The following is a 12,102-nucleotide window of genomic DNA, read 5'->3' as shown; positions in this document are numbered from 1 at the left end:
TTCCTGCTCCTATTCTCTCAGACCCGCTCACGGAAGTCTCGGGACTACAGCCCGCGTGCTGGCCCCTCGCGGCGCGGGTCGTGTTCGAAGCGGTCGCGGAGCTGCTGCGCTCGCTCTGCTGCCTGCTGGCGGGCGTGCTCCTGCTCGGCGCGCTTGGCCTCGATGCGTTCCGCCGTTTCGGTGACGGGAAGGCAGCGCAGCTCGTCGGCCTCGGCGCGGATCAGAGCGGCTTGGGTGCGGGAGTCGTGGGCGTGGCGGTGCGGGTTGGTGATGAGCATGCCGAGGTGGTCGCGGCGTACTCGTTCGGCCCCCGTACTCGCTGATCAGCAACGCCATGCGTTCCTGCTCGTGACGCTCCATTCAGAAGAACGGGGGTGGTGTTCGGTTTGGTAGAGAGCGGGAAGCGTGGGCCAGTGGGCTTGGCGGTTGACCGTGAGGGTCTTGGTTGAGGATCTGTATGTGAGTGACTAACATTTGCAGTATGGATCGTTGGGGTCGGACGCATGAGGCGTTGATGCAGGCGGCGTTGGAGCTGTTCACCGAGCGCGGGTATGACGCGACGGGCACGGCTCAGATCGCGGCGCGGGCCGGGGTGAGCGAGATGACGTTGTTCCGGCACTTCTCGTCCAAGGAAGCGTTGTTGCTCGCCGACCCGTTCGATCCACTGATCGCGGAGGCGGTGCGAGCGCGACCGGCCGACGAGCCGCCGATGCGGGCACTGGCCGAGGGCATCCGGCAGACATGGGCCGAGGTCGATGCCGAGAGTATTGCCGCCCTGCGCATCCGTCTGCGGATGGTGGTGGCTGCGACCAGTCTCCGGGGAGCGGTGGAGCGCAACAGTGAGGCGACGATCACCGCCCTGAGCGGTGCGCTTTCGGATCGGGGCGTGACCCCGGCCGCGGCTCGGGTTGCGGCGACTGCGATGATTTCCGGGTTGAGCGTCGCGCTACTGGATTGGGCGCAGTCTGAGCATTCCGCTCCGGGCGACGCGCTGGCCCGCGCTCTCAACGTCCTGGGAGGTGCGGCGAATGCTTGAGTTCCAAAACGTCGGGCTGCGCTTCCGAGGCGGCGCGGGCGTTGAGCATCTCACGTTCCGCGCCCTGCCGGGCGAGATCGTTGCCCTGATCGGTCTGAACGGTGCGGGCAAGACCACGTTGATGCGGCTCGCGCTCGGGATGCTCCGACCTCAGCACGGCACGGTACGACTGTTCGGCGAATCGCTGGAATCTTCCCCGACGTCGTCTTGGGCGGGGGTCGGGGCGTTGATCGAGGTGCCGTTGGCCTACCCCGAGCTGACCGTGCGGGAGAACTTGCGTATCGCCTGCCTCTTGAACGGCAGCGACCCCGACCGGCTCGAGCACTCGCTGGACGCCTGGCGGCCGACCCCGGTCGCTGCTCGCCGATTCCGCCGTCTCTCGCTCGGGAACCGGCAGCGCGTCGGCCTCGCCGCCGCGCTCCAACACGACTCGAGGTTGATCGTGCTGGACGAGCCGAGCAACGCGCTCGATCCCGCGTCGGTGATCCTCCTGCGTGACCAGCTCACCCGCCGTGCCGGAGAGGGTTCGGCCATCCTGGTCAGCAGCCACCACCTGGACGAAGTGGCGCGGATCGCCGATCGCGTGCTGCTGATGAACGCGGGCCGCCTGATCGGGGAACTCGACACCACCGGCCCCGACCTCGAACGCGCGTTCTTCGAGCGCATCCGAGAAGACGACGAACACCATCTGACAGCACGGGAGGTCGCACGATGAACGCGGCGATCCGTGTCGAAGCTCTCAAACTTGTGCGCTCCCCGGTCGGCACGATCGGCACCCTCGCCCTCGTCGCAGGCACGCTCGCGCTGCTGGGCGGGATCACGGTGGCTCTGGCAGACGGCAACCCGGAGCTGACAGCCAAGGCCGGTACCGCGGCGACACTGGACTGGAACGGCCTGCTCGCCAGCGCCGCGCAGATCACCGCCGCCGGAGGACTCCTCGGCTTCGGCGTCGTGCTCTCCTGGATGTTCGGCCGCGAGTTCACCGACGGCACCATCACCGGCCTGTTCGCGCTCCCCGTCAGCCGCAGCCGGATCGCGCTCGCCAAACTCACGGTCTACGCCGCGTGGTCGATCACGGTCAGCGTCGTGCTCACGCTCGGCATCCTCGCCCTCGGACTCCTCCTCGGCTACGGCACCCCGACCGCCGACGACTGGGGAGGTCTCGCCAGGCACGGCGCGCTCACCATGCTCACCGCCGCAATCGCCGTTCCCGTCGCGTGGATCGCCTCCGTGACACGCTCGCTGCTCGCCTCGGTCGGCGGTGCGATTGCCCTCGTCATCATCGCCCAGGTCGGAGCCGTCGCCGGAGCCGGAGGATGGATGCCTCTCGCCGCTCCCGCACTCTGGGCGATGAGCAACGGCACCGCCGTGACTCCTGTCCAGCTCGCCCTCGCAATCGCGGTCGGCATCGTCTTCGCCGCGCTCACCTGCGTTGCGTGGACACGACTCCAACTGGGCCGATAGAGCTCTCCGCTCGCGATGCGTCCATCATATCCACAGGAAGCAGGCTCCGAGTAGCAGTAGCTCGTACCGATACCGGCCGCCGAGAAGTGCCGCCAGCGGCCTACGACCATGTGCGGCTGGTGGTCATCCGTGACGGTTCCACCATTCTCCAAGGCGAATGCGGCTCTTGGCCTACGCCGACCGTGCCGCACTCGACGTGCTCAACAAGACCGCGCCGAAGGCACTCACGAATCGGGCGCGCAAACTCCCCGACCTCAGTAGCTTCGGTACCGGCGCAGGGCACAGCAGCTCCCCGGCGTGCGGGCGCGGCCTCAGCCGGTAGAGCGCTTCTCCCATCGAGAGGTGCATCGGCTCGGGGTGATTTTGGGGTGATTCTGCGGGTGCTCTCCACCGCGCAGCACCACCCAAGAATGAGAGAACCCCTGGCCTGACCAGGGATTCTCTGTGGTGGGCGATACCAGACTCGAACTGATGACCTCTTCCGTGTGAAGGAAGCGCGCTACCAACTGCGCCAATCGCCCGTATGTTGAGGGGGTCGGTGGTCAAGCTTATACGGTGCGTGGCCCGGTCGTGTAATCCCCGCGCGACGGTGGCGCTGTGGCAGCAAGAAGCCCTCGGAATCGCGGGAATCCGAGGGCTTTCTTCGGTGCGCGATACTGGGATCGAACCAGTGACCTCTTCCGTGTCAGGGAAGCGCGCTACCGCTGCGCCAATCGCGCCTGTACAGGCTTGTTCAGTTGAGAGTGGAGGTGGCGACGGGATTCGAACCCGTGTAAACGGCTTTGCAGGCCGGTGCCTAGCCTCTCGGCCACGCCACCGTGTGAGTTCGACCCACGTGTCGTGGTCCTTCCGAAGAAGAACCCCCGCACTCGAGCGGATGACGAGACTCGAACTCGCGACCCTCACCTTGGCAAGGTGATGCGCTACCAACTGCGCTACATCCGCGTGCTCCCGGATCGGCCGGGCGCGTCAATGACTTTATCCCACGATTGCCCGTGTGCCAAACCGTGACGTGCTGTGTTGCGGGGCTCAACGACGGCGGGGTTGCATCCGGCAGAGCGCCGGTTCGGTGGGTTCTGCTGAGGCGGGCTCGCGGCTGTGGATAATCCTGAACCCCCGGGGCCCGGATTTGCGAGGATTCGGGGATGAGCCTGGCATTCGCGACACCGGAACCGGTGGTGTCCTCCGTCGCAGAGCGGGTGCGTGATCGGCTCCGTGAAGAACAGACCGACCCCTCCCGCGACGTCGCGCGAGCCACCCTCGTCGCCGAGGCGGAAGTACGCCGTCACAACGACTTCGCGCTGGCCCGCGGCATCGAGCCGATCGACGACGAGGCTGGGTGCGTGCGAGAGATCCTCGCTATGGTGGCCGGTTTCGGTCCGCTGCAAGCGCTCTTGGACGACCCGGAGGTCGAAGAGATCTGGATCAACTCTCCCGACCGCATTTACGTCGCTCGACACGGTCGGAGTGAGCGTGCACCGTTGGTGCTGACGGACGCCTCCGTGCGCGACCTCGTGGAGCGGATGCTGCACTCCACCGGCCGGCGCGTCGACCTCAGCCAGCCCTTCGTCGACGCATCCCTGCCCGACGGATCGCGCCTCCACGTGGTCATTCCCGACGTCACCCGCCGGCACTGGGCGGTGAACGTGCGGAAGTTCTTGCGTGCGTACCGGGGCCTCGATGACCTGGTGCGCGCCGGGTCGCTCGACGGCGGCGGCGCAGAACTGCTCGCGCGGGCGATGGCCGAGGGACGCAGCGTGCTCGTCTCGGGCGCGACCCACAGCGGCAAGACCACGCTGCTGGCCGCCATGATCGGCGCGTGCCCCGCCGACCACCGCGTCGTGACGGTGGAGGAGACTTTCGAACTTGATGTGCGCGCGGCGGACACCGTCGCGCTCCAGGGGCGTCAGCCCAGTCTGGAGGGCACCGGCGAGATCAGCCTGCGCCGCCTGGTCAAAGAGGCGCTGCGGATGCGGCCCGACCGTCTCGTGGTGGGTGAAGTGCGCGATGCCGAGGCGCTCGACCTGCTCTTGGCCTTGAACACGGGCGTTCCGGGCGCCGCGACCATTCACGCCAACTCGGCCCATGAGGCGCTGCGCAAGCTCGCGGCGTTGCCCCTGCTGGCGGGCCGGAACATCGACTCGGGCTTCGTCCTCCCGGCGATCGCAGCGAGCGTCGACATGGTGGTCCACTGTGTGCGGGACAAGGACGGCCGTCGTCGCGTGTCGGAGATTGTCGAGACCACCGGGGCGCTGGACGGGGACCGGGTGTCGACGCGACCGATCTGGGGTGGGGGCCGCTCGTGACCGTGGTGTGGGGTGCGATGCTCGCGGCCGGGATCCTGCTCATCTGCTCGCCGTGGCTGTGGCCCGCGCGGGAGAGACAAGAACCGCGAACCATGCCGGGATGGCTGACGCAGACGCTGGCGGCGGCCGGCTTCGCGCACACACCGGGCGGCCGCTGGGTCGTGATCTCGCTCGGCGCGGGTGTGGTCGCCGGGGCCGTCGCGTTCCTGGTGACTTCCCTTCCGGTGGTCGCCGCCGTTGCCGCGGTGGCCGGACTCGTGGGACCTTTCGTCTGGTTGCGGGGCCGAGCACGACGGCTTCGACGCGCACGTCGGGCGCTGTGGTCCGATGTGTGCGATCTGCTCATCGCCTCGATCCGCTCCGGCCAGTCGTTGCCGGATGCTGTGGCGGCGCTGTCGACCTCGGCGCCCCAGGCGTTACGGCCCGCCTTCATCGTGTTCGCGGGCGACTTGGCGGCATCCGGTCACTTCGACTCGGCCATCCTCCGCGTGAAGGCGCAACTGGCCGACCCGGTGGCCGACCGCATCGTGGAGACGCTGCGCATGGCTCGTCAAGTGGGCGGGACCGAACTCACCGCGGTGCTGCGAGCACTGTCCGGCGCGGTGCGCGCGGAAGCCTCGCTCCGGGCGGAGGTCGAGGCGCGGCAGTCGTGGATTCGGGGTGCCGCCGTGCTCGGTGTCGTCGCGCCGTGGGTCATCCTCGTGCTGCTGGCGCTGCGGCCCGAGGGAGCCCAGGCGTACGCCACGCCGGAGGGCGCCACGGTCGTCCTGGTCGGCGCGGTGATCTCGGTGGTGGCGTTCCGTCTCATGCTGCGGGTGGGTCGTCTGCCGGAGCCGCGGCGGTGGTTCGGATGATCGGGGCGCTCACCGACGCCGCCGTGTCGATCGTGCTCGGGGGAGCCCTCGCGGCCGGGATCCTGCTGCTGGCGATGAAGCTGCCACGCTGGTCCGCGCCGTCGTTGTCGCGCCGGATCGCGCCCTACGTGCGCGAGGTCACCGACCCACAGGGGCTCACCCCGCTGCGCGCTCCGGTGATCGCCTGGCGGGAACGTGGACTGCGGTTGATCGGCCGGATCGGCGGTGCCGAAGCGGTGCAACGTCGGATGTCACAGGCCGGGTGGCGACTCGACGCAACCGTGTTCCGGGGGCGCCAACTCGGCTGGACCATCGCGGGCGTCGTCGTCGGTGGCCTCGTTGCGGTCGCCCTGACAATTCTCGGGCGTGGCTCTCCGGGGCTGATTCTGCTGCCGCCGGTGCTCGGGTTCGTCGCCGCCGGCGGCTACGACGTGCGCCTGACGATGGCCGCACGGGCTCGTGTGGCGCGCGTCGAGGAGGAACTCCCCACGATTCTGGAGTTCATCGCGTTGTGTCTTGCCGCCGGCGAGGGGCTGCGCGATGCGCTCCGACGTGTCGGGGAGGTCGGTTCTGGGGAACTCACCGCCGAGATCCGCGCGGTCGTGCTCGCCACCGGCACCGGTTCCACCATGACAGACGCGCTCGCGTCGATGAGCCGGCGGGTTGATCTGCCCGCACTCTCGCGCTCGGTCGATCACCTCATCGCGGCGGTGGAACGCGGCGCGCCGCTCGCGCAAGTCTTGCAGGCCCAAGCGGTCGACGCCCGCGAAGAGGCCAAGCGGGTGCTGATCGAACAAGCCGGGCGGAAGGAGATCCAGATGCTGCTGCCACTGGTGTTCCTGATCCTGCCGCTGTCGGTGCTGTTCGCGGTCTTCCCCGGCATCGTGATGCTGCGGCTGGGGCTGGGATGACAACCGAAGGAGAGGAGGTCGCGATGCTACGCGACACATGGGGGCGGCTCCGTGCCGGCTGGGAGCTGGTCTGGCGTGACGAGCGAGGAGACGTGCCGGGGTGGGTGCTCATCACACTCATGACCGCGGGGCTCGTCGTGGTCATCTGGGCGGTGGCGGGGCCCGCATTGTCGGGCCTGTTCGAACAGGCGATCGATCGCGTCAGCGGGTTCTGAACCCGATGCGGCGGATCGTGCGCGACGACGATGGGTCGACGCCCGTCGAGTTCGTGTTGGTCGGCGCGCTGCTGACCGCGTTGACCCTCGCGGTGATTCAGCTGGGTGTCGCGTTGTACGTGCGAAACGTCGTGCACGACGCGGCCGTGGAAGGCGCGTACTACGCAGCCCTCGCGGACACGACGTTGGGTGAGGGGGTGGAGCGGGCTCGCCGGATCGTCGCGACGACTGTCGGCGAAGACGTCATCGACGAGGTGACCGTGCGTGAGTCGACGGCCCTGGGTGGGCGGACCACCGAGGTGACGATCGTTGCTGATCTGCCGCTGTTCGGACTGCTCGGGGTGCCGCGGGCGATGGAGGTGACCGGCCGTGCTCCGATGGAGAGCTTCGATGGCTGACGACGAGGGGACGGCGTCATTGGAGTTCATCCTCGTCGGCGTCGTGATGCTCGTACCCCTGGTCTACCTCGTCGTGACGCTGGGGCTGATCCAAGGGCAGGCGCTGGGAGTGGAGGCTGCCGCGCGCCACACCGCGCGGGCGGTGGCCACCGCATCCGGTGTCGACGCAGCGGACGAGCGCGCCGAACGGATTCTGGCGGCGGTCGCCGACGAGTACGGCATCGACCCGGCGACGATGCAGGTCGACGTGTCGTGTGTTGGTGGGGGGCCGTGCCCCGCCGCCGGGCAGACTCTCACCGTGACCGTCACGGCGTCGGTGGCGTTGCCCTTGGTTCCGCCGGTCCTCGGACTGGACCGGGCGGCCCGGGTGCCGATCGAGGCGATGTCGGTGCAGAAGGTGTCGCGAGCATGGACCGGTTGATGCGTGAGGAAGACGGGAGTGTGCTGCCGCTCACCCTCGGGTATGTGTTGCTGGCCATTGTGCTGATCCTCGTGACCGTCGATGCGACGAGCCTGTATCTGGCGCACAAGCGCGTCGAGGCGATCGCCGACGCGGCGGCGCTGGCGGGGTCGGACGGTTTCGACATCGCCGCCGGTGCTGGCGAACCGAGCACCCGGCTGACCGACGCGGAGGTCACCGCGCAGGCACAGGCGATCGTGGATGCCTACGGGAGCGCCTGGTTGGTGGCCGCCAACGCCCCGGACGGCACCTCGGCGCGCGCCACCGTGGCGACGACATGGTACGCCCCGATCATGTCGGTGTTCGTGCCGGAGGGCGTGTCCCTGCAGGCCACCGCGACCAGCCGGTCCGCCCTGCGCTGACTGTGCAGCGGTGCACATCGGGGCCGAGACGACAGTGCGGGTATCGAGACCGCGCGCAAAACGCGCGGTCTCGATACTGCCGGTGCGGTTTCGCGGGTGGGGGTCGGGGACGGCGGGGGTCAGCGGGGGCGGGGGACGTAGCGGGGGACCCAGCGGACGAATCCCCACGCGCCGAGCAGGCCCACCACGCCCATCAGTCCCGTCGCGATCGGGAGCGAGGCGACGGCGGTCACCGCGGAGACCAGCATCGGACCCGCGGCACCGCCCGCGTCGGTGATCGTTCGCCACGACCCGAGGAACGCGGCCGGGTCGTCCTGCGGAGCGACGTCGGCTCCGAGGGTCAGCAGGATGCCGCTGGACAGGCCGTTGCCAACCCCCAGCACCGCAGCGAACATCGCGAACCACATCGCTGCGTCGGGCAGGTCGTGCGTGAACGACATCGCCAGGAATCCGGCGCCCATCATCAGCATGGCCGGCAACGCTGCCCACAGTCGCCCGAACCGGTCCATCACCTGGCCGCTCGCGTAGAACAGCGCGAAGTCGATCGCGCCGTAGATGCCGACCACCAGCGCGATCGTCTGGCTGTCCAGCCCGATCGACACCCCCCACAGCGGAAGCACCATCTGGCGCACCGAGCGCAGCGCCGACAGCGATGCGGCCGCCACCCCGAGCCGGGCCAGCACGCCGCGGTGCCGCACCATCTGGGCGAACACGCCGCGGCGCTCGCGCGTCGGGATCGAACCGCTCACCGGCTCCCCGGTGTCCTCCACCACGCGCGCCTCGCGGCGCGGGCGCACGACCACCCGCTCGAGGTCCGGCCCGAACGAGACGAGAAGGATGACCACCACCAGACACGCCCCGAAGAACCACACCGCGGCATCCTCTCGTCCGAACAGCGCCAGCAGCGCGGCCGTGACGAACGGCCCCACGAACATCCCCAGCCGGAACGACCCACCCAGCAGTGACAGGGCCCGCGCCCGGAAGGCGAGGGGCACGCGTGTCGTCATGAACGAGTGCCGGGCCAGGCCGAACACCGCGGCGCAGAATCCGATCACGAAGACGGATGCCGCCAGCAGCGCCAGCGACGGCGCGAAGATCAATCCCATGGTCCCGACGAGCGCCACCAGCCCGCCGCCGGCCATCGTGAGCCGTTCGCCGAAGCGCGCTACGGCCCATCCGGCCGGGATGTTTCCGCACAACTGTCCGACCACGAGCGCTGTTGCCACCAGCGCCGCCGTCGCAACGTCCGCGCCGAGTCGTGCGGCGAGCACCGGCAGCAGCGGGAGCACGGCACCCTCTCCCAGCGCGAACAGCGACGTGGGTCCGTAGATCATCGGGGCCAGGCGCCACAGCATCTTTCCGATCGGATCGGGATCGTGGGAGTCTGCGGAGTCGCGGGCCGTCACGGCTTCCAGGTTAGTCTGGAGTGTCATGCTTGAATTCGATCCCGCCGCCGATATCCAGGCCCTCCGCGCCACGTTCACCGAGATCAAGGCCGTGGTCGACGTCGACGCGCTGTCGGCCGAGATCGCACATCTCTCCGAAGAGGCCGGGGCTCCCGACCTGTGGGACGACGTCGAGCAGGCGCAGAAGGTCACCAGCGCCCTCAGCCACCGGCAGGCCGAACTCAAGCGCGTTACCGAGGTGGAACAGCGCCTCGACGACCTCGACGTGCTCGTGGAGCTCGCCCAGGAGATGGACGACGAAGAGACCGCCGCCGAGGCGCGGCGCGAGATCGTGGCGCTGCAGGACACCATCGGACAGCTCGAAGTGCAGACACTGCTCGACGGCGAGTACGACGACCGTGCTGCCGTGGTCACCATCCGTTCGGGCGCGGGCGGCGACGACGCCACCGACTTCGCGGAGATGCTGCTGCGCATGTACCTGCGTTGGGCGGAACGCCACGGTTACAGGACGAAGGTCATGGACACCTCGTACGCGGAGGGCGCCGGCATCAAGTCGGCCACGTTCGAAGTGGATGCCCCCTACGCCTACGGCACGCTCTCGGTGGAGGCGGGAACGCACCGTCTCGCGCGGATCAGCCCGTTCGGATCGGCCGACAAGCGGCAGACGAGTTTCGCCGCCGTCGAAGTCATCCCGGTCATGGAGGAGGCGCAGGAGGTCGACATCCCCGAGACCGACATCCGCGTCGACGTGTTCCGCTCCTCCGGCCCCGGCGGGCAGTCCGTCAACACGACCGACTCCGCGGTGCGCTTGACTCACCTTCCCACCGGCATCGTGGTGTCGATGCAGAACGAGAAGAGCCAGATCCAGAACCGCGCCGCGGCGATGCGCGTGCTGCAGACCCGCCTACTGCTGCTGAAGAAGGAAGAGGAAGCCGCCAAGAAGAAGGAACTGGCCGGCGTCATCACCGCGAGCTGGGGCGACCAGATGCGCTCCTACTTCCTCTACGGGCAGCAACTGGTCAAGGACCTGCGCACCGGCTACGAGGTGGGTACTCCATCGGCGGTGTTCGACGGCGACCTGGACGGATTGATCGCCGCGGGGATCCGCTGGCGCAAGCGCAAAGACGACGACTGACAGCGATTATCTCGTCGGCAGCTCGACGAACGCGAAGTCGGCGAAGACCCCTGCGTGCAAACGCAGCACGCCCGCGTCCCCGTCCGGGATGATGACGACGACATTGCCCGTCGCGTGGGTGCCCGGAGATAACTCGGCCGCTACGAGCATCGGCTCAGGTGGGAGCACGGTCGCGCGCGGCATCAGTTCCCCCTCGGCGGTGATGTATTCGACATCGATGAACGCGCCGAGCCCGGTGTCGTCGCCGGTGTAGGTCACCGTCACGTTGACAACGGCGTACGACGTCCCGGCCGCGGGTGCCTCGTTCGAATTGAACGCGTCGGTCACCTCGTCGTCGGCGTCGAAGGTGATGCTGTTCACGACGACGTCGTAGTCATCGCCGCTGATGACCTCGCCCAGCGGCACGGGGTTGTCTCGGCTGCCGCCCGGCTCGGTCGAGGGGGCGTCCTCGGTGGCATCGCTCGGCTCCGCCTGCGGCGAGACCACAGTCGATCCCTGGAACGCGTCGTTCATCGCAGCGGCCACCGTGATGAACATGATCGTCACACCGATGACGGCGCCGACGGCCGCGACCACCATTCCGGTGATCCCGGGCCATTTGGCACCCTTCAGGAACAGGGCCACCAGCGAGAGGACGAAGCCGACCGGCAACAGGATCCAGCCGACGATCGCGGCGGCGGGGATGCACGCGAAGACGCACCCGACGACGGCGACGGCCAGGCCGACGATTCCGAGCACGTGCGGCTTCGTCGCCCGTGTCACCGGCGCGTATGCGGCGGCGGGCGGTGCCGTCGTGTCGGGTGCCGTCGCATACGGCGGCAGGATGGGCTGGTGTGGCGGCACCGGTCGTTGCGGCGTGACGGCATACGGGGGCGTGATGCTCGGGTGCGTCGCGGCGGCGATCGGCGCGGTGCCGCCGGGCGCGGCTGTGAGGTTCTCCGGTGCCGCGTGGGCCGCGAACGGTGCTGTCTCGGCTACGGCCGCGGCCGTCTCCGCTGCCGGGTCGGGGGCGACGGGTGCCGGTTCGGGTGTGACGGATGCGGGCTCGGGGGCGACGGGTGCCGGGTCGGGTGCGACGGGTGCGGGCTCGGGCGTGGCGTGTGCTGCGCCCGGCGCGACCGGCGGCACCACGGGCGTGGCCGGCGCTGTCACTGCGACGATCGGTGCCTCCGCGGTGGATTGCTGGAGCGCGGTGGATTGCTGAGGCACAGGGGCGGGCGGCGCGACGTGCGCGGTCCACCGCCATCCGTCCCACCAGCGCAGGGCGCCGGAACCGTCGTCGTACCACCCGGGTGGCGTGCTCATGTGTCTCCCCCTCTGCGGCGACGTGTGCCCCGCTGATATGCCGTGCGGCGTCGAGTACACCGCGGAGCGTCCGGGCCAGCCTATCCGTGCGCGACTGAGATGTGTCTGACTTAATGAGGCATTCGCGGGTGGAAATACCCAGCCACTCGCGGTGCGTGTTCATGGTTGGGTTTCCTTCTGTGTTCGACGGTACTCGATCCGGTTGCGGCGTGCTCGGTCGAGTCCGTCGCGGCGGGCTTACCGGATCGTC

At 69.0% G+C, this 12,102-nt stretch carries 14 protein-coding genes and 4 tRNA genes; 12 read left to right on the top strand and 6 right to left on the bottom strand.

What is annotated here, in order from left to right:
* From ACK5KK_RS14565 to ACK5KK_RS14550, 4 genes are all read left to right on the top strand, one after another.
* Positions 1–323: hypothetical protein (locus ACK5KK_RS14565; protein WP_416890803.1), on the top strand; the 323-nt coding region annotated here is incomplete at its 5' end.
* A 158-nt stretch (positions 324–481) separates the two neighbouring features.
* On the top strand, positions 482–1,036 hold the full coding sequence (locus ACK5KK_RS14560; RefSeq protein ID WP_416890802.1) for a TetR/AcrR family transcriptional regulator: 555 nt from the start codon (positions 482–484) through the stop codon (positions 1,034–1,036).
* Positions 1,029–1,751, top strand: a complete 723-nt coding sequence (locus ACK5KK_RS14555; protein WP_416890801.1) for an ABC transporter ATP-binding protein — start codon at positions 1,029–1,031, stop codon at positions 1,749–1,751. Before ACK5KK_RS14560 ends, ACK5KK_RS14555 begins: the two co-directional genes overlap by 8 nt.
* A complete protein-coding gene (locus tag ACK5KK_RS14550; RefSeq protein ID WP_416890800.1) occupies positions 1,748–2,500 on the top strand; it encodes an ABC transporter permease in 753 nt (250 codons plus the stop codon). The genes ACK5KK_RS14555 and ACK5KK_RS14550 overlap by 4 nt, the downstream gene beginning before the upstream one ends.
* A 445-nt stretch (positions 2,501–2,945) precedes the next feature.
* Here ACK5KK_RS14550 and ACK5KK_RS14545 read toward each other — a convergent pair.
* The 4 genes from ACK5KK_RS14545 to ACK5KK_RS14530 form a co-directional block, all read right to left on the bottom strand.
* Positions 2,946–3,021: transfer RNA gene (locus ACK5KK_RS14545), tRNA-Val, on the bottom strand.
* A gap of 126 nt (positions 3,022–3,147) precedes the next feature.
* A tRNA-Val gene (locus tag ACK5KK_RS14540) sits at positions 3,148–3,219 on the bottom strand.
* Positions 3,220–3,244: 25 nt separating this feature from the next.
* Positions 3,245–3,318: transfer RNA gene (locus ACK5KK_RS14535), tRNA-Cys, on the bottom strand.
* Positions 3,319–3,372: 54 nt separating this feature from the next.
* Positions 3,373–3,445 (bottom strand) — tRNA-Gly (locus ACK5KK_RS14530).
* Positions 3,446–3,645: 200 nt separating this feature from the next.
* Between ACK5KK_RS14530 and ACK5KK_RS14525 the strand changes: the two genes are divergently transcribed.
* Genes ACK5KK_RS14525 through ACK5KK_RS14495 form a run of 7 tightly spaced genes read left to right on the top strand, consistent with a single transcriptional unit; the run spans position 3,646 to position 8,006 of the window.
* Positions 3,646–4,806, top strand: coding sequence for a CpaF family protein (locus ACK5KK_RS14525; protein ID WP_416890799.1), 1,161 nt, complete (start codon positions 3,646–3,648; stop codon positions 4,804–4,806).
* Positions 4,803–5,660, top strand: a complete 858-nt coding sequence (locus ACK5KK_RS14520; protein WP_416890798.1) for a type II secretion system F family protein — start codon at positions 4,803–4,805, stop codon at positions 5,658–5,660. The genes ACK5KK_RS14525 and ACK5KK_RS14520 overlap by 4 nt, the downstream gene beginning before the upstream one ends.
* Complete coding sequence (locus tag ACK5KK_RS14515) at positions 5,657–6,571, top strand: type II secretion system F family protein (RefSeq protein ID WP_416890797.1); 915 nt, start codon at positions 5,657–5,659, stop codon at positions 6,569–6,571. The genes ACK5KK_RS14520 and ACK5KK_RS14515 overlap by 4 nt, the downstream gene beginning before the upstream one ends.
* 23 nt (positions 6,572–6,594) lie before the next feature.
* Positions 6,595–6,786 (top strand): hypothetical protein, encoded by a 192-nt coding sequence (locus ACK5KK_RS14510; protein ID WP_416890796.1) that lies wholly within the window; start codon positions 6,595–6,597, stop codon positions 6,784–6,786.
* A 5-nt stretch (positions 6,787–6,791) separates the two neighbouring features.
* Entirely contained in the window at positions 6,792–7,184 is a 393-nt protein-coding gene (locus ACK5KK_RS14505; RefSeq protein WP_416890795.1) for a TadE/TadG family type IV pilus assembly protein, read from the top strand.
* Positions 7,177–7,605: a TadE/TadG family type IV pilus assembly protein gene (locus ACK5KK_RS14500; RefSeq protein WP_416890794.1), complete on the top strand. Its 429-nt coding sequence runs from the start codon at positions 7,177–7,179 to the stop codon at positions 7,603–7,605. Before ACK5KK_RS14505 ends, ACK5KK_RS14500 begins: the two co-directional genes overlap by 8 nt.
* On the top strand, positions 7,593–8,006 hold the full coding sequence (locus tag ACK5KK_RS14495; RefSeq protein WP_416890793.1) for a pilus assembly protein TadG-related protein: 414 nt from the start codon (positions 7,593–7,595) through the stop codon (positions 8,004–8,006). Before ACK5KK_RS14500 ends, ACK5KK_RS14495 begins: the two co-directional genes overlap by 13 nt.
* Positions 8,007–8,125: 119 nt before the next feature.
* Here ACK5KK_RS14495 and ACK5KK_RS14490 read toward each other — a convergent pair whose 3' ends face one another.
* Positions 8,126–9,361, bottom strand: a complete 1,236-nt coding sequence (locus tag ACK5KK_RS14490; protein ID WP_416890804.1) for an MFS transporter — start codon at positions 9,359–9,361, stop codon at positions 8,126–8,128.
* A gap of 76 nt (positions 9,362–9,437) precedes the next feature.
* Between ACK5KK_RS14490 and prfB the strand changes: the two genes are divergently transcribed.
* The gene (gene prfB, locus ACK5KK_RS14485; RefSeq protein WP_416890792.1) at positions 9,438–10,547 is read left to right on the top strand and encodes a peptide chain release factor 2; all 1,110 of its coding nucleotides are present in this window, start codon (positions 9,438–9,440) and stop codon (positions 10,545–10,547) included.
* Positions 10,548–10,553: 6 nt separating this feature from the next.
* Here the strand turns inward: prfB and ACK5KK_RS14480 are convergent, their stop codons facing one another.
* Positions 10,554–11,852, bottom strand: a complete 1,299-nt coding sequence (locus tag ACK5KK_RS14480; protein ID WP_416890791.1) for a DUF2510 domain-containing protein — start codon at positions 11,850–11,852, stop codon at positions 10,554–10,556.
* Between the last annotated feature and the right edge of the window lie 250 nt (positions 11,853–12,102).

The organism is Microbacterium sp., from assembly GCF_047972865.1.
GTDB lineage: Bacteria > Actinomycetota > Actinomycetes > Actinomycetales > Microbacteriaceae > Microbacterium.
The sequence above is the reverse complement of the archived record's forward strand: the minus strand, read 5'-3'. Positions and strand labels throughout refer to the sequence as shown.

Coding starts and splice junctions, on each gene's coding strand:
- ACK5KK_RS14560 (WP_416890802.1), top strand. CDS start 482: ATGGATCGTTGGGGTCGGACGCATGAGGCGTTGATGCAGGCGGCGTTG.
- ACK5KK_RS14555 (WP_416890801.1), top strand. CDS start 1,029: ATGCTTGAGTTCCAAAACGTCGGGCTGCGCTTCCGAGGCGGCGCGGGC.
- ACK5KK_RS14550 (WP_416890800.1), top strand. CDS start 1,748: ATGAACGCGGCGATCCGTGTCGAAGCTCTCAAACTTGTGCGCTCCCCG.
- ACK5KK_RS14525 (WP_416890799.1), top strand. CDS start 3,646: ATGAGCCTGGCATTCGCGACACCGGAACCGGTGGTGTCCTCCGTCGCA.
- ACK5KK_RS14515 (WP_416890797.1), top strand. CDS start 5,657: ATGATCGGGGCGCTCACCGACGCCGCCGTGTCGATCGTGCTCGGGGGA.
- ACK5KK_RS14510 (WP_416890796.1), top strand. CDS start 6,595: ATGCTACGCGACACATGGGGGCGGCTCCGTGCCGGCTGGGAGCTGGTC.
- ACK5KK_RS14505 (WP_416890795.1), top strand. CDS start 6,792: ATGCGGCGGATCGTGCGCGACGACGATGGGTCGACGCCCGTCGAGTTC.
- ACK5KK_RS14500 (WP_416890794.1), top strand. CDS start 7,177: ATGGCTGACGACGAGGGGACGGCGTCATTGGAGTTCATCCTCGTCGGC.
- ACK5KK_RS14495 (WP_416890793.1), top strand. CDS start 7,593: ATGGACCGGTTGATGCGTGAGGAAGACGGGAGTGTGCTGCCGCTCACC.
- ACK5KK_RS14490 (WP_416890804.1), bottom strand. CDS start 9,361: ATGCTGTGGCGCCTGGCCCCGATGATCTACGGACCCACGTCGCTGTTC.
- prfB (WP_416890792.1), top strand. CDS start 9,438: ATGCTTGAATTCGATCCCGCCGCCGATATCCAGGCCCTCCGCGCCACG.
- ACK5KK_RS14480 (WP_416890791.1), bottom strand. CDS start 11,852: ATGAGCACGCCACCCGGGTGGTACGACGACGGTTCCGGCGCCCTGCGC.